The 25,686-nt window shown below is 32.4% G+C and carries 23 protein-coding genes; 4 read left to right on the top strand and 19 right to left on the bottom strand.

What is annotated here, in order from left to right:
* Positions 1-1,234: 1,234 nt before the first annotated feature.
* Positions 1,235-3,127: a hypothetical protein gene (locus QWT87_RS11585; protein WP_302716216.1), complete on the top strand. Its 1,893-nt coding sequence runs from the start codon at positions 1,235-1,237 to the stop codon at positions 3,125-3,127.
* A 25-nt stretch (positions 3,128-3,152) separates the two neighbouring features.
* On the opposite strand, the gene QWT87_RS11580 is transcribed toward QWT87_RS11585, so the two are convergent.
* The 14 genes from QWT87_RS11580 to QWT87_RS11515 form a co-directional block, all read right to left on the bottom strand.
* Complete coding sequence (locus QWT87_RS11580; protein ID WP_302716215.1) at positions 3,153-4,076, bottom strand: DNA/RNA non-specific endonuclease; 924 nt, start codon at positions 4,074-4,076, stop codon at positions 3,153-3,155.
* The gene (locus QWT87_RS11575; RefSeq protein ID WP_302716214.1) at positions 4,073-5,110 is read right to left on the bottom strand and encodes a S1 family peptidase; all 1,038 of its coding nucleotides are present in this window, start codon (positions 5,108-5,110) and stop codon (positions 4,073-4,075) included. The genes QWT87_RS11580 and QWT87_RS11575 overlap by 4 nt, the downstream gene beginning before the upstream one ends.
* A 1-nt stretch (position 5,111) precedes the next feature.
* Positions 5,112-6,257: a hypothetical protein gene (locus tag QWT87_RS11570; RefSeq protein WP_302716213.1), complete on the bottom strand. Its 1,146-nt coding sequence runs from the start codon at positions 6,255-6,257 to the stop codon at positions 5,112-5,114.
* Between the two features lie 4 nt (positions 6,258-6,261).
* Positions 6,262-8,793, bottom strand: coding sequence for a GAP1-N1 domain-containing protein (locus tag QWT87_RS11565; RefSeq protein ID WP_302716212.1), 2,532 nt, complete (start codon positions 8,791-8,793; stop codon positions 6,262-6,264).
* Positions 8,790-9,620 carry a TRAFAC clade GTPase domain-containing protein gene (locus tag QWT87_RS11560; RefSeq protein WP_302716211.1) on the bottom strand — a complete coding sequence of 277 codons (831 nt, stop codon included), beginning with the start codon at positions 9,618-9,620 and terminating at the stop codon, positions 8,790-8,792. Before QWT87_RS11560 ends, QWT87_RS11565 begins: the two co-directional genes overlap by 4 nt.
* 1 nt (position 9,621) lies before the next feature.
* A complete protein-coding gene (locus QWT87_RS11555; protein ID WP_302716209.1) occupies positions 9,622-10,581 on the bottom strand; it encodes a TRAFAC clade GTPase domain-containing protein in 960 nt (319 codons plus the stop codon).
* A 1-nt stretch (position 10,582) separates the two neighbouring features.
* Complete coding sequence (locus QWT87_RS11550; RefSeq protein WP_302716208.1) at positions 10,583-11,830, bottom strand: GTPase-associated system all-helical protein GASH; 1,248 nt, start codon at positions 11,828-11,830, stop codon at positions 10,583-10,585.
* Positions 11,831-12,073: 243 nt separating this feature from the next.
* Positions 12,074-13,546 carry a caspase family protein gene (locus QWT87_RS11545; protein WP_302716207.1) on the bottom strand — a complete coding sequence of 491 codons (1,473 nt, stop codon included), beginning with the start codon at positions 13,544-13,546 and terminating at the stop codon, positions 12,074-12,076.
* A 49-nt stretch (positions 13,547-13,595) separates the two neighbouring features.
* A complete protein-coding gene (locus QWT87_RS11540) occupies positions 13,596-14,222 on the bottom strand; it encodes a hypothetical protein (RefSeq protein ID WP_302716206.1) in 627 nt (208 codons plus the stop codon).
* Between the two features lie 22 nt (positions 14,223-14,244).
* The gene (locus QWT87_RS11535) at positions 14,245-14,991 is read right to left on the bottom strand and encodes an NARF domain-containing protein (protein WP_302716205.1); all 747 of its coding nucleotides are present in this window, start codon (positions 14,989-14,991) and stop codon (positions 14,245-14,247) included.
* Positions 14,978-15,454 carry a Mov34/MPN/PAD-1 family protein gene (locus tag QWT87_RS11530; RefSeq protein ID WP_302716204.1) on the bottom strand — a complete coding sequence of 159 codons (477 nt, stop codon included), beginning with the start codon at positions 15,452-15,454 and terminating at the stop codon, positions 14,978-14,980. Before QWT87_RS11530 ends, QWT87_RS11535 begins: the two co-directional genes overlap by 14 nt.
* A complete protein-coding gene (locus QWT87_RS11525; RefSeq protein ID WP_302716203.1) occupies positions 15,444-17,102 on the bottom strand; it encodes a ThiF family adenylyltransferase in 1,659 nt (552 codons plus the stop codon). Before QWT87_RS11525 ends, QWT87_RS11530 begins: the two co-directional genes overlap by 11 nt.
* A 7-nt stretch (positions 17,103-17,109) precedes the next feature.
* On the bottom strand, positions 17,110-18,078 hold the full coding sequence (locus QWT87_RS11520; protein WP_302716202.1) for a nucleotidyltransferase family protein: 969 nt from the start codon (positions 18,076-18,078) through the stop codon (positions 17,110-17,112).
* Entirely contained in the window at positions 18,065-18,385 is a 321-nt protein-coding gene (locus tag QWT87_RS11515; protein WP_302716201.1) for a DUF3892 domain-containing protein, read from the bottom strand. Before QWT87_RS11515 ends, QWT87_RS11520 begins: the two co-directional genes overlap by 14 nt.
* Positions 18,386-18,519: 134 nt before the next feature.
* Here QWT87_RS11515 and QWT87_RS11510 point away from each other — a divergent pair, with 134 nt between their 5' ends.
* Positions 18,520-18,858 carry a helix-turn-helix domain-containing protein gene (locus tag QWT87_RS11510; protein WP_302716200.1) on the top strand — a complete coding sequence of 113 codons (339 nt, stop codon included), beginning with the start codon at positions 18,520-18,522 and terminating at the stop codon, positions 18,856-18,858.
* The gene (locus tag QWT87_RS11505; RefSeq protein ID WP_302716199.1) at positions 18,855-19,382 is read left to right on the top strand and encodes an ImmA/IrrE family metallo-endopeptidase; all 528 of its coding nucleotides are present in this window, start codon (positions 18,855-18,857) and stop codon (positions 19,380-19,382) included. The genes QWT87_RS11510 and QWT87_RS11505 overlap by 4 nt, the downstream gene beginning before the upstream one ends.
* Before the next feature lie 69 nt (positions 19,383-19,451).
* Here QWT87_RS11505 and QWT87_RS11500 read toward each other — a convergent pair whose 3' ends face one another.
* From QWT87_RS11500 to QWT87_RS11480, 5 genes are all read right to left on the bottom strand, one after another.
* The gene (locus tag QWT87_RS11500; protein ID WP_302716198.1) at positions 19,452-20,033 is read right to left on the bottom strand and encodes a hypothetical protein; all 582 of its coding nucleotides are present in this window, start codon (positions 20,031-20,033) and stop codon (positions 19,452-19,454) included.
* Between the two features lie 201 nt (positions 20,034-20,234).
* Positions 20,235-20,528, bottom strand: coding sequence for a helix-turn-helix domain-containing protein (locus QWT87_RS11495; RefSeq protein WP_302716197.1), 294 nt, complete (start codon positions 20,526-20,528; stop codon positions 20,235-20,237).
* Between the two features lie 57 nt (positions 20,529-20,585).
* Entirely contained in the window at positions 20,586-21,389 is an 804-nt protein-coding gene (locus QWT87_RS11490) for a hypothetical protein (RefSeq protein ID WP_302716196.1), read from the bottom strand.
* Between the two features lie 74 nt (positions 21,390-21,463).
* Positions 21,464-23,338 (bottom strand): hypothetical protein, encoded by a 1,875-nt coding sequence (locus QWT87_RS11485; protein WP_302716195.1) that lies wholly within the window; start codon positions 23,336-23,338, stop codon positions 21,464-21,466.
* An 88-nt stretch (positions 23,339-23,426) separates the two neighbouring features.
* Positions 23,427-24,227 carry a hypothetical protein gene (locus tag QWT87_RS11480; protein WP_302716194.1) on the bottom strand — a complete coding sequence of 267 codons (801 nt, stop codon included), beginning with the start codon at positions 24,225-24,227 and terminating at the stop codon, positions 23,427-23,429.
* A gap of 1,236 nt (positions 24,228-25,463) precedes the next feature.
* Here QWT87_RS11480 and QWT87_RS11475 point away from each other — a divergent pair.
* Entirely contained in the window at positions 25,464-25,676 is a 213-nt protein-coding gene (locus QWT87_RS11475) for a hypothetical protein (RefSeq protein WP_302716193.1), read from the top strand.
* The last annotated feature ends 10 nt before the right edge of the window (positions 25,677-25,686 follow it).

Genomic DNA, 25,686 nt, shown 5'->3' with positions numbered 1-25,686 from the left:
GTTTTAAATGGTTTAAAACGGATTATTATGGTATAAAAGCAGAATTGTTGTACCCAAAAACGGAAAGTTTATAAAGCTATTTTTGAGGATGAGATGTAATCAATACCATCTTTAACAAAGGATTTTGAAATCAAATTTGACAATTTTTTAATAAAGTATGAACGCAGGGTTATTGTTACTATTTATTGGGCATGAAATCTTTATGCAACAACAAGCTCCTTAAGCCTTTTCCTTATAGCCTTCTTTTGATTGAATTCTTCTTTATTCAGGTCTAGCCTGTAAAGATCATATATATTTTGGAGATTGAGCCAAACAGTACTTGGCGTATCAAGAGCCTCACCAATACGCACTGCTATTCTAGGCGTGATGTTTCTTCTTCACTTTACAAGATCATTGATCTCATATTTGCTGATATTGATTAATTCTGCAAACTGTGTTTGAGACCATCCTTTGACTTCGAGAGCATCTGCAAGATATTCTCAGGGATGAAATGCTATTCCGGGTTTAATCATCCTAATTGATGAGTAAGTGATAAAAGCTATTTTTTATAATGATTGCTTATTCTGGTAAGGTTAATAATCTGGATGGCTCAGGAGTCATTTTTTGTAAATTCTAACCTTCGTCCGTCATTCAAACGAGCTGCCCAAATTCATTTCATATCTCATTGTTTGGGTCAGATTTGGTAGTTTCAGAATTTATTGATTTCTGTCACATCGTTTATTCCCTCTGCTTGCATTAATATAACGAGTTTGATGTAGCTTTTTATGATTCAAGGAGGATAACCTCCTTTCCATTTATTAGGGTTTTGGTACATATCAAGAAGATTTTTCCCTATAAATTTGATTTGGAGCATCTTTTCAGAAAAGATAAATATTTCTGTATTGTCTATAATAGACAACTTTTATGAAAATGCAAGAGAAAGTTAACTCTTTTTTGAAACAAAAGTTGCTCAAACTAAAAAGTTTTTCATTTCAGAAAAACAAGTCAAAAATAGGGAGGACGGTTCAAAACTTAGCGTTTTTTTCTAAATATTTTAGGTAGTAGAAATCACATTATCTAATTTTTATTTACACAAAAGGGTAATTGACTTTTTATTTTCATTGACTATCTTTAATGAAAAATATCGAATACTTCATAAACTAATTTTTATTTTTTTGTAATTTTAGTTAATGTATTAAAATTATGTAATATTGAATTATTAAAAGCCAAATAATCTCTCACAAAAACTATTATCATGAACAACTCTTTATCAGAAAACGAAACATTTCATATTGGTATTACCATGGCCGGAGCTGTTTCGGCAGGATGCTATACCGCCGGTGTTATGGACTATCTCTTTGAAATTTTAGAATTATGGGAAAACGCAAAAGCAGGAAGCCTTCCTGAAGGCTGGAATGAAGACTTGCTAGATTATGTTCCAATGCATAAAGCTGTGATTGATGTGATGGGTGGAGCTTCTGCCGGTGGAATGACGACCGTTATGTCTGCTATATATGCCATAAAAGGAAAAATAAACCCCGTAAAAGATCCGTCAAATCCTTCTTCAACTAAAGGAAATTTGCTTTATGACAGTTGGGTATTGATGGGTGACACTGAAAATGATCCGGAAAAAATATTTGAAAAAACGTTATTCTTAGAAGATTTAAATGGAGATAAAATAGCTTCTTTGTTAAATTCAGAATTCATTGATACGATTTGTGATAACGCATTTATAGACGATGTAGGAAATGAAAAAAAATTACCAAACTATATTTCTAACCAGTTGGAAGTGATGTTATCACAAACCATGTTAAGAAATGTTCCACTGCCGATAGATTTTTCCACTCCGTTTGGAAATGTCAATCCAAGTAATAAGAATCCTAAATATAATACTTTCGAACATTTTATTATCTCTCATTTTAAACTTGATTATGATGAGAACAATCTATTGCACAAAGATTTTTATTTACCCTTTGATCCATTTAGTAGTAAAAAAGAGATTGTAGATAGATTAAAACTCACTACAAAGGCGACAGGTGCATTTCCGATAGGATTACGTTTTCGAGAATTTTTTAATAATGAATTTACTGTAAATTATATCAAAAATAATTCTAGAAAATTACTTCATAACAAAATATCGCCGGAAAATATTCCACTTGATCCTCCAATTAACTTTGGAAATGTTGCTAACCCTTTCGATTTTATTGGTGTGGACGGAGGAGCAATTAACAATGAGCCTATTGGAGAAGTATTAAATGTGTTGAAAGAAAGATATGGGGAGAAAAATGAGGGAGAATACGATAAGTATGGTCTTGTGATGATTGATCCTTTTCCAGATCACATCATTGATGATAACTATGAACAACCGGAAGATATTTTTTCCGTTATTCCCGCTATTTTAGGAACTCTACAGGATCAGGCTAGAGTGAAAAGGAAAGAAATGATGGAGTTTCATACTAAAGGCTATTTGAGGGGAGAAATTTATCCTATTCGGTATAATAGTTTGAAAATTCCCGAAGATCATCATATTGCTTGTTCTTCAGTTTTCGCTTTTGGAGGATTTTTAGATATTAATTTCAGGCATCACGACTTTTTTTTAGGCCGTGATAATGCCAGAAACTTCTTTAAAGTTTATTTTTCTTTCGAATATGATCCTGAAAATAACAATGTCCATCCTATACATAGGAGTTGGACTCAGGGTATGATTAATAAATTTAAATTTACTAGAGAAAAAAAGAATGAAAAAGGACAGAAAGTTAATAAAGTTTTTCTGCCAATTATTCCCAATCTTTATGAATTAAAATCAAAAATAAACCCATATCATAGAACTTTTGAAAAATGGCCTGAATATGACTCCAAAGAACTGTTAAAATTATCTCCTAAAATCGAAGAAAGGGTAAAGAAGATTGTTGAATTGACGTATAAAAAAATTACTGACCCTAAAGAAAGCAATCCCCATCCAATAACAGAAAAATTAATGAATAAATATTACAAGGAAAATTTATTCGAGCGTTTTTCGGGCTGGATTGGAAGCAAAGTTTTGAAAATTATTTTTACAATCAATAAAAACAAAATTGCCTCTAAAATTTCCAAAGCAACAATTGAATGGATTCTTAAAGACCTGGAAGTAAAAAAACTGATAAAATAATCTCCTTATGTTGAGGATAATAAATTTAAAGAACAATATTTTCTAAAGAGAATCCTAATTTGTATCCTATGGAATCACTTTCCAGATCAGGGTCAATATCTATTTCTTTTAAAATCAATTTCAAACTTCTTTCATCAGAATATGAATCAATTGCCTTGGGGATTTCCAAACCAGTAATATCTTCAATTAAAGAAATATTTACTTGATAGGTGTCAGCATCATCAAATTGCATAAAAAGTTCATTGTCGGATTCGAGTTCTTCTATAATGGCATTCTTTGAAAGTAACTTGTTTTGACTCATCATAAACCCGACACGGTATAGATTACCATCTTCTTTTTGAAAAACAACAACTTTCCAGAATAATGAAGGAATTTGAATTTGTTTATCGTTTATAGGGGTTACAAAGTAAGGATTTGAACGTGAAAGAACTGGTCCTGTAAAAACACAAACTCGCAACTCGTTCTGTTTTGTTTCTGTATGAAGAATATAATCTTCCAAACTTCTCCAAATATCACGATTGAGGTCTTTATGCTGTGGAACAGCATTGGTGTAGTAGAATGTTGAGTCGGCGGCATTTAATGCAATACCTATTGTCTCACCCCATTGAACATCTTCTCTTTTAGTCATATGCCCTCTATCAAAATTACTTTTAGGAGCACTATACAACTCTTTTCCCCATTGATAACCTTCTACTCTATCATCATTTCTCCAATTATCTTTTCTAGGAACTTTTTTGAAAAGTAAGCCATTAATATTTGTCGCAGTATAAAAAGGAAATTTATGAGTTGCTGACAATTGTAAGCTGTAATTGATGTATTTTATTATATCATTACCATCTTTATCACGTACAACATCATTAATTTGTTCTTCATTTAGCTTCGGTAATGAGACAATTTTATTTAAAATAAAATTTTCGTCATACCCTTGGAATAACATTTTGCTTTTCATGTGTTAGTTTTATAGTTATCAGCAATAAATTTAATGATTTTATTTATTAGAATTCCCTCATTACGGGATTTTTTACCTTCAGGAAGTTGGGGTTCGCCTGGTTTGCTTCCACCACCACTATGATGCAGTGCAACAACATCCCAATCAGAATTAAAGACAGGAGATCCTGAAGATCCTTTAAGAGTATCAGTAAGATATTGAACAACTCTATCGTTTGTATTGGTTACAATGTTGTGATAAAGTGAAATTTGTTTCATTTCTCCTTTAGGATGCTGAATAATGTTGACAAAATCATTTTTTGAAATCTCAATTTCCTTTAATCCAATATACCCATATTCAGATAAAGTGTTGTTTTTATCAAGTAATTTGAAAATTGTAGCATCACAATCTTGTACTTCCGAACAATACCATGGACCGTCAGCGTCAATACTGTAGCTTCGAGAAGGTATAGTATTGCCATCAATATCAAGTTCATAGTCAAATATTATCCTTGTTTTGTCTATGTCTTTCTGACTGTTTATTACATGATAATTGGTAATGAAAAATAAGTCATCAATATTTTTTACTTTGAACAAAAAGCCAGTTCCTACACTATATTGATTATTACCAATTTTAATTTCAACTTTGCCCACTGATTTACTTTTTTGTAAACCTTTAGCTAAAAAATTAATGGGAAGTAAAGTACTTTGTTCTAATGTTAGTACCTCTAATGTTTCTTCCGAAATATCCTGCCAATCTGAGATGTCATCAATATCGGGACTTGCAGAAAAATCAATTTCTTTAGAGATTAGAGCTGTTTTTAAAAATGAATTGTCAGGGTAAGAATGCAAAACAACCTTTATTAATTCATCTACTTTATTGTTTTTATCCGCTTCACTTAAAACCTCACTCCAAACATCTAAAGCACTACCACTTGTATTAATATATTGAGGTTTTAACCCTGAATCTTTTACATACTTCGTGATTCCGTCTTTGTTTGACACTAAATCACCTAACACATCATTTAATTGTGTGAGTTTTTTTGTCCAAGCCATATTAGTTAAAAATTTTAGGGTATTCTGTTGCAATTCTATCTATAAGATCTTCTATCATTTCTTTTTCAATGCATTTACTTATGAGTTGTGCAGACATTGAAGCCGCAGAATCTTCTACTAATAATGCAGCGTTTAGTCCTATATTTTTGGTCAGCCGTATTATTGAAGTACTTGTTTGATATAATTGTGGTAATTGAATCATTAATTGCTCTAATGATTCCTTATTAAAATGTACTCCACGAATTCTTTCATATAACAACTTAAGTTTAGCCTTTTCCGAAGCATGTGTTAGTTCTAAAGGGGATGAATATCTTGCTTCAAATATTGGAGAGACAATGTTTGGATTTAAGAGGTACTCGCCATTTCGTCCATCTTTTTTTCTATAGTCATAGAAAAATTTTTCAATTTCTCTATTTGTATTCTCAGTATTACTATCAGCAGTTACATAAACAAAATCATAAAAAAGACTATCTTTATACTCATATTCCATTAAAGAAAAAGGGTGATATGAAATAGGAAAATTTCTTTGGAATCTTCTGATTTTATTAATATCGTCAATCACTAAGTAACCACGAGGAATATCTTTCGTGGATGCAAATTTCGAAGCCCAATGAGTATCCATCGGTTGCCATTTTGCACCAATGATATCAACGCAATCACCTTGTTTAATATCTAATTGATCAATCACTTCAGGAAAGCATAATATAGGTATTCCAGAAGAGGCATTACATCCGGCACTAACAGATAACAATACCTTTCCGTCATCCGTTGGTGGTAATAATAATGTTCCTATTCCTCCCATTACTTTTTTAGATTTTCCTGGTGGGTTAAATTCAATCCATCGTTTGCTTTGTTTTGCTATATCTTTAAGGGTATGTTCCCGAATTAACCCTGATGATTTAGACCAGAATAAACCTGGAACACGAGCAACCCAATCTGAAATAACAAATCTCATCAAATCCACTTTTTGTCCCCAATATTTTGAAGGAGAAGCAATCACTTCTTGCCAAAAATCTTCATCTTTAAAGAAGTGATGACTACTTTTAGTCCTTTTATTCTCTTGATTTTGGAATAACTGTTCTGCAAAAGAATAATTCTCAATTGTTTCAATAATTTTTGTTCCTTTATAAAGTTCTCGCAGGCTCATAGTTTTAGGTTTTTATATAGTTTTTTCTTAAATCATAAATAAGCTTAAATTTTGGATTATCGCCATACTGTTTCTTTATTTCTTTAAGTAAATCATTCATTGTTAAATTCTTAAAATGATTTCTCCGTAATTTATAAAGTACGTCGCTCCAAGTATTGGCAGCAGAAGTGTTCATAATCAAATCAGCTTCTTTCCCTCCAGCCTTTTTCCAAATGGTGGTTAATGATGTATTAGGATATAACTCTACGATTAACTCTTCTACACTTTGCCACCATTCGTCTGTTGGGATAGATACCTTCGAAATAACACCTGAAATAGCAAGAAAACCTCGTGTAATGAAATCTAAAAGATAATGGCATTCTATTAAGGCATATTTCCAGTTATTGTTTTTAGTTGCTTTGCTATTTATTGTATAGGCTGAATTTGTAAAATTCCTTCTAATAACCAGTTTTCCAAGTTGAGTTGCTTCAATTGCATTGATCTTTCCAGAAAAATTATTGATGTAATTTCTAAGTTGCTCATCAGAAAGCTGAGTGAATTTTTCAAAAATTGTAATTACGCTCTTGATATTATTCCTATTAAAATACAAGAAGTCAGAAATTCCTGTCTTACTTATATAATTATTTAAAATCGCATCATCCGGAATTTCGGTAGTTGAGTTTTCGCTAAGCTGTTGAAGGAGGGCAGCAGATGTTTTAGTCAAAAAATTATTTCTTACATTTAAGGATAATTGATTCCATAAATTTGTTCTATTTGGATATGGGAGAATATTTCCATATTTGGATTGCGAAATTATCTCAATGAGTTCTTCAGAAATAGAATTTCCGTTAACAATACTATCAAATAATTTAAAAATTTCTTTCTGTGGTTCCTTAAGACCTGTTTCTACCAGATTTCCATTCTTAATTGATCCCAACCAGATTACTTGCCAATTATCATCCAAAACTTCAATCTTTGAAAGATATTTTGGATGGGTATTGCATATTTTACCGGATAATTCAATCATTCTAGGTTCACCAGTATCAACAGCGTAATTAATGATTAATTTTTGATCTTTTCCGGCTGTTATAATATCAATTGCCTCAAAATATATATGATTATTATCAATTTTGAATAATTCAGTTAATGCCATTTTAAACTCATATTGTATATCTAAGAGTTTGGCATATAATTTTAGCCAGAGGTTATTTTTTGAAAATTCTTCCAGACTTTTAATTAAAGTATCAGGAATTTTATTAGGTAATTTTTCTATAAAGTATTTTTCAGATTCTTTGGATTTATCAATATAAATATCAATTATAGAAAGAATTGACGGATTTTGCATTAACCAATTATAAACAATTGTTGCCTTTTGACCTTGAATAGAATTTAAATACATTTCAAGTTCCTTTATGATTGCCTTGTCCCACCAATTAAGATTATCAATCTTTATTCGTTCAAAAAAATTAGTGTAATCAGTACCATTTTTAGAAAATATATATTTCTTCAGCCAAGCAATCAGGGAAGTTGATAAAATTATATCAGAATTTTTAAAGCTCTGTGTTTTGAAATTTCTTAATACAATTAAATCAGAAAAGTCTATGTTTTCTGCTAATTGGACAATCCTATTTAGTAATTGCGATTTAAAAGCCACACCTTGCTTATTTGAAGGAGAGTATTTAGCCACAATATGTGCAAGTGTGTTTAACTTTTTAAGATCTTTTGCAATATTGATTTGTTCAAATGTTTCAATGCCCTTAGCGACCAAACTGATGTCTTCTCGAGAAAGAGGATTACATTCAATAGTTTTTTCAAAATTTTGTATGCGTTCCCGCACCAGATCATCACCGATTAATAATTGTTCTATCAGCTCAGTAGGTTTGTATTTATCATTTTTCCCAATTACAAAGAAGTCCGATTTCATGAATTTACTTTGGATACTATCAGGAACAGCCATAAGACTTACACCATCTGCGTCTTTATTATCGTTATTGAAAAAAACACCAAATTGAAAATTTTGACGCTCTGAAAAACTAAGACGTTTCCATAGCTCAACAACAGCAATGCTAAAATTATCCTGCCCAATCCATATTAATACATTTTTATAGTTCTTAATATTGATATAACCATTGATAAGCTTTTTAAATCTTTCCTGTATTTTGTTCTGTAAACTATCATCATTTTTTTTAGAAGAAATTTCTAATGTAATCGTTTCTAAAGCTATGTCTTTATTTATATCCTTTGGCAGTAAATTTATAATCTGTTCAATATTGTCTATTTGTATTATCTCATTTTTAGGAATTATTAAAACGTGGGAAAATTTTCGACCTCGTCGTACATCCGGAGAAATATCTTCAAAAGTCTTCATAATTAAAAAATAATTACCTTCAGAAAACCCTCTAATTGCCGGTTGCCAATCAACTCCACCCGTTTGTTCGTGTAAATCTGTTCTGAATGCTATATTTTTAGCCAGGTTCACATCCGACATGGTCGTTTTTATTAACCCCCATGCCTTATTTACTTCTCCACAAATTGATTGATGAATTACAATTTTCACAATAATGATTGTTCAATTAGCTGTGTAATGTCATTTGTTTGATTCCCATCTGAAAAGACCAAATATCCAAACTCTTCCGGTCCTTCAATTTGATATTTCTCTTTATTTTCAGGAGTATCCAAAGCAAATCCCTGAGCAGAAAGACCTATAATGTTTAAATAATTCTTATCCCAATTAGATTCTACAAAATCCAATAAAAGAGGGAGTTTGGATTTTAACACATCATAAGGCTTTTCCTGCACATTCATTTCGTCCCAACAAGTTAAAACAATAGTCAACTTTAGCGTATCATTAAGAATATGATAATCATTGCCTTTTGAATGTAAAAGAATCTGTAATAATTCTATAAAAAAACTCTGATCAGATATTTTGTCATCAGTTTCGAGAATTGCGTTCTGCTGCTTTTTCTGATGTTGTTCAGAAAAAGTTACCTCACTAATATCTAAAGGCTTATTTATGTTATTCAATCGGATAAACAGAACCCAACTATTACTTTCCCTGATAGAGTTCATCCATTCTTTATTTAATTCTCGATTTTCTACAATACTCAAAACCTGTTCTCCACCATATTCTGGACACCTTAAATCAACTTGCTTTTCACCAAACTGTATAGGCAAATGGAATTTTACGCTTTTTTCCGCAGGTGTTGTCTGAGGCTCTATACCAGCAGCTAACGAATCTCTTGCTCCAGAGATTGGAGTTAAATCATCAACGGGTTTATAAAGCTTAAGATTACTCTTATTTTTCTGTAATCGGGAATAAAATTGAGATAAAAAAACCGTCTTAGACGAATGAGGTTTTCCGATGAGCAATATAGAAGTATCCATATTATATGCTTTTGTAATTTAAAAAAATATCTTTTCCAGTTTCACCATCTTCAATTGATATTTCGGATTTCTTTGTCTCGAAAACCCTCAAAAGCAGCCAATCCAATACTGATATATTGTTTTCATGAACTTTTATATCAGGGTCATCAGAGGAAAAATTACTAATATCTATTTCTTCGTAGACTTCAAAAAGTTCTTTCAGCTCTTCTGTCAGCTTTTCCCTTATTATAGGATGTACTTTTTCCTTCTTATCGCTTTTTGACCATACAGCAATTACAGGTCTATTTTTTAGATCCTGCTTCAACATTTGTGCAAGATCTAAAATATCTGTTTTAGCTTGTGCCTTTCTACTTATTAAATCATTACAATCGATAAACAAAATGAAAGCATTGGCATTTTTATAAACCCATCTTGCATTTTCTGCGTTTTCGTCATTTTTGTTTTTTGACCAAATAGAAAAAACTTCACCAGACACATCGGTAAGAAATATATCTTTTAGTTTTTTTGATTGATTTCGAGTAGCAAGATGTAATAAACGGATATACTGAACAGGAGTGGGGTCAGGAAATGCAACTTTTTCTTGTTGAATACTTAATTTTTGATATAGTACATCCCAAGCTTTTATTGTTTTCGTACCACAAAAGTTAAACTCCTTAAGTTTTCCGCCACGTAATAACAATGTAAAAAGCATTGCTAAATAGGTTGTTTTTCCAGCGTCGGCTCTTCCTATTATACCAATTACCACTGGAGAATTTCTAAAAGTTATTGTAGATAACTCTTCTATAGATAATGCCTCTCCGGACCACGGTAGCTCAGATTTTCTTTCTTTTTTTTGACTGTTTTTACTTTTGACCTGCTGAGTCCCTCCATCATTCCAAAACTCACACTTTGTATAATTTTCTTTTCCTTCGTGACAACTGATAGGAGCAACACAATCAGGGTTTGAACATTTGCCTGACATATTACTTTGTGTTTAAAATTTTCATCAACTCAAAATCGTGAAATAACCAAGTAACAATATTGGTTTCCGATAGCTGGATGCCTATCGGTATTCCTACTAAATTTTCAAATTGAGTTAGTTGATACTTATTCCATATTAAACCAGTAATGAAAAGCAATAATGTTGGTCTGTCATTTAAAATATCACTTTCTGGCAATATATTTTTTAATTCGTCCGAATGTTCATGAATGTTTTTAAGATACTCTTCAAAAGTAATTTTATTATCAATACTACCTTTTAGATTATTATATGTTTCTTTCAAAAAATAGTCAGCACTTTTAGGATAGATAGGAGGAATAAAAGAGGCATAATCATAAGCTAGCGAAACCCCTATAATACTTTTATCAATTTCTTTATAACCTTTATCCATGGAAGAAGAATACGCTGCTTCTTTCCACCATAAGAGTTCGGATCTAATCTGTAAAGGTTTACCTCTAATTATTTGATCTTTTTGTATCTGTTCAACAACTTTATTTAAGTTATTTTGAATGCTAATTCTATTTTCATTTACAACTGTAACAATGGATTTTAAAGATGTATCAACTACAGTTTTTATTCCTTTGGTAGCTCGTGGGGCAAATTGATACGACCAATTTTGTGAACTATTAGACCAATACGGATTGGGAGAATCAAAATTTGCAACTCCTACTGAATTAGTTGGACCGGAAGCATCTTCCAAATATTTTTTCAGAGTATCATTATTAATTAAATAATTAGTAACTTCTTTAAGTTCTATGCTAATTTTATTTGTATTAGATTCATTTGATAGCGTCCATTCCTTGTTTGCTTTTTGGTTAATATCATTACCCAACTTAGAAAGAAATTCAAAAATAATCTCCTTTTCTTTATCAATTAGTTTATGATATTGTACAATGTTACGACTAGCAAACCAAATAAGCATTGCATGATTTATATCTTCGCTTAGATTACTCAAAACTTCAAAAATTACAGCTCTTATGTACGTTAGGGGAGTGTCTTTTGCATTGTTTGTAAATGTACTCCAGTTTTTTATTATAGCTTCTTTAACTTCAACTATATCAGGATTTTCAACAGATATATCTGGATCAATTGCCGACAGTGTGTATGACACGATTTTGGTTTTATTTTTAGCCAATTTTTTAGCAATTTCATCCGCAGATTTTTTGAGCTTTTTGAAGTCTCCATCATCGGTTACTGAAAGAAGGTTTGCGCTTAAGTAGTTCTGTATCATTGTATTTTGTAATTTTAGCTTAAAAAGGTATGTTAAATAACAAAATTAAAAATTTTATTTTAACATAAGTTAATTAAGACCTCCTGGATATAGATAAATAATTTTAGAAGAACCACTAGGTTCATAAAATAATTTAGAAATTCCTTTTACCTTGCACAAGTTGCATTGTGCAAAGAAGTAAGATGTGGCTTTCCAATTGGGGTTTGAAGGATTTTAGAATATTTATAATACCTAAACAACACACTATTTATTTGTTTTGTTAATAAAATCGTCAATATCTTTCCTTCGATTTTCAAACAAGGTTTTTATTGAAATGTCAAATTTCTCTATCTTTTTGGATACATATAGAACAACCGATTCAGAATTATCTTTGTTAAGGGGAAACGGTTTCAATGTAACATTGACATTCTTAAGAACATTATCATTCTGTCCGCCCCAATCAAAATTATATTCAACCAAAGCAATGGTAAAACCATATTTTACCTGATATAACAAAATGCCAATACCACAACTGACCTGATGAACGCAATTTGCTTTAAGAGATATTCCGGTACAAAAGATGTGGTCAGAACTTGTGTAAATTCTATAATTATACTCAGGCTTGGAATTCTCATGTAAAAAATTTAGCATTTGGCTTAATCCTCCAATCCAGCTAGGTTGTGCTGGTTTTTCTACCTGTTCTACCTCGAATAGCTCATTGATGGCTTCGAGATCTTCCTGTCTGGCTTTTTGAATGATCTTTTTGTAGATTTTCTGTTGGTATGCGTCCGCCATATCAAAAAATGGATTTTCTTTTTTGATATCAAATTGTGCTAAATTCTCTCTCTTAATATAGTTTTCCAAAACTTGATCTATCATTTGAGAATATTTTTCTTGTTCTTGTTCTCTGTGTGGAAAAGATAAACTTTCCTCAAATGATGGTTCGTAATTATCAACGGGTTTATTATTCTCTTTTTGTTCCATGACCTCTTTATTTATGTTTTTTTTAGAACCGATCAATTCTTCATTAAATGAAAACACTTTATAACCAGAACTTCTGAATTCACTTACAGGAATCTGCAGAAATTCACTCTTCTCCAACACTCTTTTCTTAAGATAATTATCAATAGCTTGTATCGTTAAAAAGCCATCCTCGTCATACAAACTATCTTTTCTTATTGCTTCCAATAAGAAATAAGTGAAGTAGCTGTTTTGTATATCCTCGCCTTGAATAGCCTTTTTTTTACTTTCTGTGGCAAACATCAAGCATAATTCTGAAGAGTTGTAATTTAACCGCCTTATTTCTTTTTCAGAAGTATTTCCTTTAAAATATATTTCCGCTCCGGAATGGCATGCATCTATTAAAAGATATTGATTTTTCGGTCTAATTTTATAAAAATATCTGAGAAGTATATCCTCTATTGTTAATTCGGTATCATCCTCAAAAATAATTTTTGATTTTTCCTCGATCCTGTCGTAATCTCCATGACCCGAAAAATAAAAGAATAATAGATCTTTTTTTATTTTGAAATCTTTTTCAATCAGACCAAAAGCCTCATCAATCTGCTCTTTGACAGGTTTGTCGCTGCTGGTTATTTTGAATATATTCTTTTCAGGAAAACGGCAATGGGATATGAGAACGCTTTCCAGATCTTCGACATCTTTTATGCAGTATGGTAATTCATTCCCTTCGTAATTATTCATACCAATGAGTATGGCAAATCTATTTTCGGACATAGTTAAGTTTTTATATTATTACAATCTTTCTGATCAAGAATATCAATTTTTAGAACCTGTTAGTTTCGTTTGGAAAATTATCTGAGAAATATGATTTTAGTTTTTCAAATGAAAAATTCCGGATTTTCTTATTTGTATTCTTTAGATCCAGATATATTTCAGTCATCGTTCGCTTTTGTTTGTCATAAACCAGTTTTTCATTGAACCATTTAATACCTTTTTTGTTAACAATGCTTTCGTTGTTATGTGTAAACTCAATAATACTAATTACAGAGGGTGGCGGAGGACTATTCCAAGATGTCGTTAATATATGGATTGCTTCAATTAATTCTTTATTGATTGGATGGATTTTTTTCAAACCACTACTTCCATCACTGGAGCTATTCTGCGTGTGTTCATTCTTTGTTTCAGAAATAAATAAATTGAACAGATTTAATTTTGGATGATCAATAAGTAACAGAAATTTTTCTGCACAATGTTTGCCAACAAAGAAAGAAAATTCATTATTGTTTTTTTTGTGCTTAGCCCTGAATACATAGTATTCTCTTTCTAGTTTACCACAACACCCCAACTTCTGTTGCTCCTCTAGCAATGTAGAATATATGAGGGGTTTTAACAAATAATCACGGACAATTGCTTCTTTGTTTTTGTCCCCTCTGCAATCTAAATTCATCATTTATATATGTTTTTTGTGAAAATTATGATATTGCGCTACTCAGATCAGAAAATTTGAGAGTGTTCAAGATTTGATGGTACAATGTAAATCTGGAATTAGCAAAATTGAACTGTTCGTGCCTTGCAAGGTTGTTTATGGTGTATCCTATATAACATTTCTCTTCATCATTGATTTGCGACACGATAGTATCTATGTATTGCTGGTCAAGTTCTCCATTTATATTGTTAAAAACAATAATGTCATTGTCGGGAATGGTGGTGAAATTATCCTTTACCCTAAATATAACATTGTTAAAATTCATTTTTGAAAAAGTATTTTTTACCTGCTCCTCTGACTCTTGTGAAGAACTGATGGTGAGAATTTTTTTTGTTCGTTTTAATATTCGTTCATATTCTTCATCTTTAATAATAGAAATAATATCTTCTCTTTTCTGTTCAATGATTGTTTCGATTTTATCAGTTATTTTTTCGTTGATTTTCTTGTTTAATCCCCAAAAGTGATTGTATAAATTTACACCTAGTGCTGCAATTGCGGCAACAGTCAATCCTCCAAATAACCAGAACAGAGACTTTGACGTTTCTTCAGTATTTTTTTTGAATTCTTTTATAGAGTTGTCATAATCAATCTTTGCTGTTTTATCAATATTTTCTTTATAATTTTCCAAAACAGACATTCTTTCATTCAAATCAACTAATGTTAATGTGTCCTTCTTAGCAAAGAAAAATACAGGAAGAATGAGTAGAATGAATAATAAATTAAATTTTTTCATAAGTGTAGATTTTATTGTTTGTAATTAAGTGAAACTGTATTTGAAAATTTTGCTTTGTATACCCAATGATACACAGCACAGGTTTATTTATAGAAACTCCTTCACAGTTAGAAATTTGTTTCATTGCTTTAATGTCTTTGCCACTTGGTTTTGTTCCTCCATTGGGATGACTGTGCCACTCTCCAACATAATATTTGGAAGGATCAGAATGATAAAAATCTTTTAGCTCTTCCTGAAGATCTTTCGTTTCTCTTTCAAAATATACAGGATTGGATTTAAACGATTTTGGGGCAAGAATATCCGTAATAATTAAATCTTTATTCTCATTGGTATAAGAACCAATAAGAAGACCTCCAAATTCATTTGGATAATATTTCCTTGCAGCTAAAAGCATTGCTTCAATGATTTTGTTTTCTATTTGTATCGTCAGGTTTTTCTCTTTTAAAAAATATTTAGAATTCATTCATTGTAATTTTCAGGTTGTCTTCAAATGTAGTCTCAATGACAAAATTGCCTATTGTTTTGTTAGCTTCCAGTTTAAGATTAATATGTTTTAATGCAATTTGGACAAGCAGGGCAATATCATTGTAAGACGCTTTGAAAGTTGGACTCCAACAGCCAACCGGATCGTGAAGGTCATCTATGTCATATTCCAGCACGTTATTAAACTGTGTACGCGAAAATTTATATCGATTCCCTTCACAGGCGCAAACAAGCTGAGCTGCTTTATTTGAGATGGAAAGACTTAAGAGATCATTTTTTAAATTGAGTTTTGACATCAGATACAATAGGTCATTGTCTGTCGTGCAGTCAAAAACGAAATCATAGGAATTGAAAATTTCTTCAAAAGCACGAATCTTTTCAGGCGTGTTTTGAAGTAATAATTTTAAATCCATATCAAAAGCCGGAATTTCAACATAAGGAGAAATTGTATATAACTGCTCTCTTAGTTCTTCCGTTTTTGAACAAACAAGAGGACTTAAGGTATACTCTGATCTGCATATGTTTTCGGGATATTTTTTATCAAAATCAACAATACACAAATTTTTACATCCACCTCTGACTAAGGTATTTGCAACCATACTTCCTACAGCACCAATACCAATGAGCAGTATTCTGCCGTTAGTGATTTTATCATTAAGCTTTCCCCTTCCAAAGAAGTAATTGTAGTTAATATTATGGGTTTTGCCCCAAGCAATATCTTTTTCTTCCTCCAATGATGTTTTCCAATTTTTATTGGAATCCTTAACACCATAAGTTGGCAAATCTCCTGCTTTCAAAATAATCACCTCCCAATGAAGTTCTCCGTTTGGAATTTTATAGCCTACAATCAATGGAATTATCTCTCCTTTATTGAAGATATTTTGATTCCAATAATTAAGAATTTCCAGAAATCCTTCGTTCAAATAAGGTCTCAATTGTCCCCATTTTTCAAAAGTAAACTTTCCATGCTCAGCTGGAATATCTTCGATATATACATATATGCCCTTATTCTTAGGCAATGATTTTATTCTTGGATTCCATTTGACATCATACAATGTTTTTGCATGAATGTTGTTAAAAGATTGCAGATAAAAATTACGTATTATTGTTTTTTCATCATACATTCCCGGTTGTACCTCTGAAACTGAAATCAGACCGAATTCTCCTTTTATGAAATCCTTCTGAACGTTATTAAAGCATAGGGAGTAATAACAATTTTCAAATAAAGTTAGAGGTGTCATAATATGCTCATACTTTCTGTCACCCACTTCCAAGTCTTGTATATAATACTTCTTTATCCAAAGGCGAAGGGAGTTAAAATCATATAGTAGTTTTTCCTCCAGATCAACAGAATGGGTGGTATGAATACAGATACTGCCATCTTTCATAATGTGTCCGTATGGTAACAATTCGGGATTTTTAAAACTTATGGATTCTTGATTCTGAAATTGGAATGGGTATAGTGGGTTGATGGATACTTCGAAATCAAGAACAACAGAAGGCTCAATTTCGATAGTAATTGAGCCTTCAATAAATCCTAATAATTCGGGATTATATGAAAATGGTTTAAGGGTTTTTATATCAGTCTGTTGCTGAATAAAATTTTCAACACACTTTAATTTGTCCATTTTACGATTATCCAAAATTGGTTTTAGGAGGTACAGAATATAACGAGCCGGATTTAGAGCCGTATGAATTACTTTCCTCTTCTACAAATTTTTCGTTTTCAGGAAAATAGACCTTGATATTTTCATCATTATCTTCTATTCTTTCAAGCATATTTTTCATTTCATTGCTCAAAGTTGTTCTTTCAAAATCTTCAAGGGTGTCCATCAAGTTATTTGAAGAGTTTCCTGGGTCTTTCAAAGTAAAACTTTCTACAGTAGCGTTATCACGAATATATTGCAGTACAGTTTTTAATTTTTCCCATAGGTTTCCGCTTACGTCCACTTTTTCCACTGCCTTTATCACAAACAGTTCCAAGAAGAACGATTTGTATTTTTTACCGTGCTCTATTTTCCAAATTTTCAGCAGCCTGATGATCTTTCTGATCTTTTCTTTTTCATTGGTGGCTCTGTCGTTAACGTGGCTCTTTTGTGCTTCAATATTTGTTTTTAAGCGATCACTGCCTGCGGAGAAAAGACCATAGCTGGAATAAACATATAAATTCAGATTTTGATCATCTTTATATTGATCCTGATTGAATTCTCTTCCGGGGACTACATCTATCTTTATGACATCTCCGTCAGAATCAGAATAAAATTCAATTCCAATACTTACTTTCTGCTTTTTTATATAGGCTGAATTGCCAAACTCATCCTGTAAGAAATTATGCACATCTTCATACATTTCTTTTAGAGTACCATTTGACCCGAATGCATTTCTCTTGAAAGGAGAAACCAGATCAAAGTCAAACTTTGTATTGACGGCTGTGTTTTTTGCATAAGAACCAGAATTGAAAGGAGAGTATATTTTATCTCCATAATATCTTTCCAAAGCTTCTTTTACTTCTTTATTCCTGTCTTTGAATTTTTGTAATAAAGACTCCTCTCTTGTAATTTGGTGTGTCTTAATTGCGGATTCTAAATGTTTACTTTTGTCCATAGTGTATGCTTTTCATTGAAATTAAATTGTCTAAATTATCTACGGCCGTGTCATTTCGGTCTGTTCTTAAAAATTCATTGTTGCCAGATTCTACATAATCTACTTCAGCTCCAATAAACCATCCCGGATATTGCCAAGTGATGGTACAGGCTCTTTCCCCTTTCTTGAGAAGTCCGACAACATGTTTTTCCGAAGCTTTTATACCACAATTAAGACTGCCATCTGGTTGTTTTTTGTGTAACATAACGTGTGTGATTCTTTCTGAATCTTTCCATACACCTGAAATAAAATAATTAAATTCATTCATACTTTTAAAATTTATTGAATCAATTTTCACAAACAGTATGCCAAATATGTTTTACGAAAAACCGTAATGTTTATGTGGTAAACGTTGTGAAATTAAATAAACATTAGTACCTTTGTATAGAAAATGAGACTACTTTGAAAGAAGCATTATATCCCATTGTAGGCCAACGAATACAAGATATAAGGAAAGAATATAATATCAGCCAGCAAGAATTGGCTGATGTTTTAAAGCTAAGCAGGACATCTGTTTCTAATATAGAAAATGGGAGACACCCCATCTTCTTGCATCACATCTACACTATAGCAGAAAAATTTAACATTCCTTTAGAGAAAATACTGCCATCGGTTTTTGACGTTCAAAATAAAAGAAAAACTGAAGAAGAAGACTTAAAAAAAATCTTCATTCAGAAAGGAATAACAGACGAAAATACTATTAATAGCCTATTATCCGTTATAAACAAAAGTAAATTATGATTTACCACGATATTGAAAGAATCGTAAATAATATTATTGAGAAAAATAATATTTCTGAGGCTCCGGTCAATATTGAGAAAATTTGTCAGTATTATGACATAGAAGTTGAGCCAATTGACGCAGAAGACAATTTGTCAGGTTTTTTTCTTGTCAACGACAAAAAAATAAAAATGATAGGATATAATAAAAACCATTCTGAAAACAGAAAGCGATTTACTATTGCCCATGAATTCGGGCATTTTCAGCTTCATTTACAAAGTGATCAAAAATTTTTCATAGATAATAACTCTAAATTCTTTCGTAATGAAAAATCTTCATCCGGAGAACTGAAGCAGGAAAGGGAAGCAAATGCTTTTGCAGCCGCATTGCTAATGCCAGTTCCTTTACTTGAAAGAGAGTTGGAGAAAATTAATGATACTGAAGATATTGATAGTATAGTTTTCAAATTGTCATCTAGATTCTTGGTTAGCGAAGAATCAATGAGATATAGATTAATTAATTTAGGGATAATCAATCCAATTTAAAGTTTCAAATTGTCTTAAAGGAGATATTCTATCAAAAATTATTACCGATAGAACACTGAGAATCTGTTCTTATCGTTTTGTAAGAGCTTTCTCAGGATCTATCATATAACTGATGCAAAAGTGTCGTTGATTATCCACGAATTTTTTATTGATCGAGTAGAACTGATTTTGGGCAACAATCTCTATGTAGACAATTTCGCGTTCCAGGCTCCATGAATTAGGCAGCATATTACATTGGAATGCACAAACCAGGCTTTCTCCAACAAAATCGAAATTTAGAGCTCTTGTGATATGCACATATTCATGCCATGCTCTAAAAAAATGGTTCTGCCTTGCTGTTCCAAAAATAGTATTGTCACTTTTTCCGGTCCACACATGAATTTTTCCAGTATCCTTAAATCTTTTTATGTGATTTTGTAACGTTTGTTTGATATTACTACTGTCGAAATCATCAAAATCCGTAAAAACAAAAACTTCTCTATTTTTTTCGTAAAAACCTGTTAACCACTCATTGAGTCTGGGACTGAAAGGGACATCATTTTTAAGTCTCGAAAAATTACTAATAAGCTCTTCTCTGCGGTATTTATTATATGCAAACTCGTGGTTGTCTAATAAAGAATTCAGAAATTCTTTTTGAAATAAATTTTTCATTGTAATAAAATTTGATTTTGTTAAGTTTAAAGTATTGGTTTCGGCATAGATTGCCCGAAATGGGTTGATACAGAATGTCCTAAGAAAAGACGTGTAAAATCCTGTAACTGAATTGAAAGTTGTGAACCTATATTGAAAATAATAGAGTGGGAGAGCTTTGGAAATAGAATCCCGAAGAAGCTCAAATAAAGAAATCTAAATTTAGAACCTTTCAAGCTGATTTTCTTGAAGATAGAGCTCCAGAGATTTTGCATTGTAAAGGATCTTACGGCCAAATTTCGAATAAGAAATAGCCCCGGTTTGACGTAGTTTAGAGAGTGTCGTTCTTCTAATATTCAACTTTGCCATACATTCGGAAGCTGTTAACCATTCTTTTTTTTCTTTCTGCTCACTAAGCAGTTTTTCGGTAGCCTGCTTCAGCAATTTGTAGAATGAGATTGAGTCAATTACAAAGACCTGTGGCGGAAATTTTTTATTGTCGAAATTATAATCCATGATCAAAAAGTTTTAAATAAAAGGAGGCAGGCACTCTGCCTCCTGTGGTTAGAAATATTATGGCTTCGACCACTCAGCCTTACCTTCAAAACCCATCTGTTTGAACAAGTAATTCCAGTAAGCATCTGCATTGACCAAAAAGGCTTCCTCTGCTGCTTCGGGCACTAAAATAGTAATCGATTTAACGAAAGCAAGATCATTGGAAGAACATTTCAGATCCTTCTGCAGCTTTTCCCAATCTTTGACGGCTTGCTCCTCCGCATAACTTCTGTCTGGAAAAGGAAATTTCCCACGGGTCATATTTTGGTAACTACTTTCTTGAACCATATCGCTTATTACTATGATATCGGCTCCTCCGTTATAATTGTTAACTTTGGCAGCCAAAGCCGGCAATAGTTCCAGAATAGCGGTCTGTCCGCTAATTTTTTCAGGCTTTTCAAACAAATGGTAAAGAAGTTCTTTCTGCCTGGCTTTAAACACTTTTTGGTAGTTATTACGCTCAGTTACTTCTCTAAGCATTTTATCCTCGTCAGATTCAAAACCGTTATTTTCGCTGGGATTAGAATTATCAGAAAATTTATTCTTCCATTTGATGGTATGACCATTGGCAGGATTGGCGGAATGACTGCCAATTGTAGAGATCCAAATATCAGTATTCGGAGCTTGATGCTCGTGCAGGAAACGTTTGATCCAAAGCGTCTGCTTATCTACAGAAGCACCATTGACGTGAACGCTTTGACTTTTGTCATTGATAAAGACCAACAGTTTTTTTTCTGGTTCTTTTGAATTTGCCTTTTTTTGAGGGTTACTGCATGAAATATTGATGCATAAAACGGTGATAAATAATAGGATTGTTTTCATTGTAAAAAAAATTAGGGTTAAATAATATTTGTGAATAGAAATGTTGATTGTTTATAAGAAATGAGTACAACAGTTTACAACTGGACCTTGGAACCATTTCCATTCAACGGAAACGGCATATCGAAAGAAGTTTTATTTTTTCTTGTCTTTGAATAAGAGTAGGAACCACGTGCTTTGATAGACTGTATAAAGAGCTTCTGACCAATTAAGCTGATAATGTACCTTCCTTTTGTTCTTAGGTAAAACAGCCTGTCCTGACGGCTGTTGAAATTCGATTCCAGCAATGCGAGAGATCCAGAAAGTTTGCGAATCCTAAGTTGTAGAAAGTAGGAATTGAAGAACAGCATGGTAATAATCAAAAGAACTGCATTGACCAACAGCATCAAGCTAGAACTTAAACCAATTGAAATTGCTTTCAGAGCCGTTACAAACCATTCTTCCTTTAATGCCTTTTCTTCAGCTTCCTGATGTTTTTTGTTGCCCGCTTCAGAATAAACAGCAGTATCTGTTGGAGTTTCACTTAATTCCGCTTCAGCAATATTGCTTTGTCTTTCAGATTGAAGCATCACATAATCGCTGACATCCTTTTTATGCTGGATGTGGAAAAAATAAACGCTTCCCAACGATGCCGTGTACACCAAAATTGCCGTTATCAGAAAATAGAACACCCGTGATTTGGGAAGATTCTTCCAACTTAATACATTATCCATCAATACAAAACTTTTGATTTGGCCAAAAAATAAGAAGCTCATCGTCTCACTGAGTGCAACCGCAATTCCGCCCGAAACCATTGCTTTTTCTTTTGTTAGCATAAAAGAATTGGTTAAGATCGATTGAAAAACAAAGAATTCTACAGCAATCCCCAGTAAACTTGCTATCAAAAAAGCTAGTGCAGTTTTTAAAGAAACGCCACTTAAAATATTGCCTTTCACATTTGGGATGTGTGTGGCGGTTTTGGCATTCTGAGGCAAGGTTATATCAGTTTCAGGTGCTTCTCTTGGAAAACAATGTGCATCGCAATAAGCAGTTCCGTAAGAGTGAATCGATTTTAAGAGTTCATATTCTTCCAGTAAATAACCGGGAATATTTCTTTCTTCATCTTCGTAGTTTTTAAATTCCAACGGAGAATCAAATGCCGAGGCATCAATAGGACGTTTGGCATTTTGTGGTGTGTATACAAAAGTATTTACATCACCATGGTCAAAACTATGTTTGGGAACTGAGGTTTGCTCCGGAAATTCGGGATATTCAATTGAGTGCGAACCCTTTGCATTACCAACGCCATGAACCGTCTGCGAACTATTCGAACTATCGGAATTTTTAGAACCCACATCTGCATTGGATCTATTTTGATCAGAATAACGGCTCCAAGTTTCCGTAGGATTTTCATACATTCGTTCATAAATATCTTCATTTCGAGCCGTTTCGATTTGCAGACCGATGGAAGCATTTTCGATAGAAGTAAAGTAGTTTTCAGCCTTGAGGTGTTCTGCTTTCGACAGGAATAGATTGTTTTCACTGCTCAAAATATGCTCCTGAGCTAGATTGCCGTGGATATACTGCATTCCATTTTGAGCATAGGAATTTTGGGTTTCTACTTTTTCTTCGAATTTTTCGCGTTCCTCAAATTTTTTAAGGTTTCGATCTTTTGGAAGAGCTGTTAATAAAGTGTATTGGAACTTTGTATTTCGAAGCTCCGCCCATTTATGCAGGTACTTTCCACGAATATGATGGAGATCATCAATGATTGAAAACTTATTGGAATGGTAGTATGAAAGAATAGACTCCTTGGTAAATACTTTGTTTTTAGATAAATAAGATAGCGCAAAGAAATCTTTGGATTCAAGCTGGAGTTTTTCATCAATGTGTTCTTCCAAGATATCGAGAACGTCTTTTTTCTTAAGGAAAGAAAATAAAAAGCTTAATTTTTGTGTAAATTTTGAAAACATAATAGTAGGGATTAGGAGTTAGTAATTAGAAATAAATGGGTATTATGAAATGGGATAACTTAATTACTGTGTAACTAGAATTGTAGAATTAAAGGAGATTGATAGATTCCTCCAAATGTTGTATCTGCATTAATATATCTTGCTTTTGCTGCTGTATTAACTCAGGACTTTGCTCCTCATCTGCAAACAAACCATCTTGTTGTGTTACTAAATTTTCACCTAACAAAGCGTATTTTTCCTTCTGTTTCAGGAGTCGGAATTTTAATTCCTGAAGCAATTGAAGGTTCTGGTCGTAGATCATTACGTTGGAATTTCTGATGAAGAAGAGCATATTGAGAAGCGGGAGTGAGCTCCATACAAAGAATACACTGCCTATGATCCAACGGAACGATTCCACACTGTATTTCTGCTCATTGGTAAGAGAAGCTAAAACAATTTGCAGAGATTCGGCTTGTCTGAGAGATGATGAAGTTTTGGCTAACCGCGCAGTTATTTCCGTTTCGAGATAAAAAAACAGAAAAAGATAACCAGCCAACACCGAAATCAGTGTGTACAATAGCAAGTAAGAGCTTATCGCTATCCACTTGGTGGTTCTATTTCGTTTTTGAATGTAGACAAACAGACTTCTGTTAAAGTACAAGATGAAAACCAAAATAACTAAGAACATAAATCCCTGTAAAAGAGTTGTGGAATTTTCGATGCATTTATCCATGAAGATAAAGCAGAATAGAGCATAGGAAACTGCAACCATCAAGCTGACGATGCCTGTCGTTGTAAGTGCAATATGCTCGTTGGGCGGTAGCTTCAGGTCGCTTTGTCTTCCGCATAGATAATACCAGAATGAGAATGGTGCTTCGGTTGAACCTTGTGGTAATGGAGTTGTGTTCATAATAATTATATTTATTTAAATGTTAATTTTAAAAGAAAGCCCTCAAAACCTTTAGAATCGGGAGAAATTATATGAGGGCGAAGGAGTTGTGGTGATTTTGGATCACTTGAAACAACTGATTCATATAAGAGCTTTTTCGCTGTTGTTTTCTGTTACAAATGTAAGAGGAAAAAGTGATAAAAATAAATTTAAGTATCTGTAAATCAGTTAATTGTGTTTTTTTATTTTCGGAAATATGTCAGAAATATGACAGGAATAGAGGAATTTTCAGGAAATATGACAGATTCTTAGGAAATATGCCGGAAATATGTTTAGGTAAAGTATTGATTTTGAGATAAATAAATGTATTTTTTTAACTATCGTCACAACAAGCCAACTGACTTATTTTAACTTATTGATAATCAGGTTGAAAGATCTTGATGGAAAATTGACTTTTACTATGCTTTTTTTGAAAAAGAGAACACCGATATACGCTAAAACTTGAAATTCTAATAATTTCCTTAGAAATTTAAAAACAACAGACCGTAAATTCTACTCATTTTATTGACAAAATCATAAAAATGATTAGAATTGTTGTGATCAGTTATTTTATTTAATGTTACAACCAATATGTCCAAGACACTGGCAGCCAATATTAACCTTGATACCGAGATCAAGCAATGTGCTATTACCCAACCTTACGAGGCTTTGCAAAGTGATTTTTGAAAAAAGATCCTGGATCATCTTGCTCCTAATAGTAAATTTAAAGAGCAGTACATAAGAAAGATTATAGGTAAAATTGACGATGAAACAGAGACACTTACCCCACAGGAATGAAAGGACTTTCTGGAATTTATGCAGGAAAACAACAGTTTTTTCGATGGACTCATTAAAAGATATCAATGACAATTTCCGGCACGGGTACAATCGGTAGCTAAACCAAACCCTTATTCTAATCCGAAAGGTTTAAACATGAAACATGAGAATCACGTTATATACAATGAAGGCAAGTATTTAGGATTATACAAGATCAGGGACTATGTAAGATCCCGCATCAAAGGACAAGATACTGATGGTCACAATGAATGAATATATACCAATGTTCATGGATTTGTGGTAGACAGTCTGTTAGATTATATCGACAATGAGGATTCCAAAAGAGAATTACTCCATAAAATGGTGTGACTTAATTACAGCAACAGAATTAATAAATACGGAATTACAATTCATAACATCAACGGAATTACTTTTACACCGATGGACAATCCCATCATTGACCATACATTCACAATGAAAGATCTGAACAATGATCCCGAAGATTTTACCAAAGGAAAATCGTTTGCCAACCTGAAGAAAAATCCAATCTTCTCAGAAATTCTGAAAAAGTCGGATGCCAAAGCATTTGAATCGCTCGCAGAAAGCAATTCGTTTCATTTCAAAATTTTGCAAACTATTGCCAACCAATTGTGACGGGATGTAT

The sequence above is a fragment of the Chryseobacterium urinae genome, from assembly GCF_030518295.1.
In the GTDB taxonomy this organism is placed as follows: Bacteria; Bacteroidota; Bacteroidia; order Flavobacteriales; family Weeksellaceae; genus Chryseobacterium; species Chryseobacterium mucoviscidosis.
Note: the sequence above shows the minus strand (reverse complement) of the source record. Positions and strands in the feature narration are given on the sequence as shown.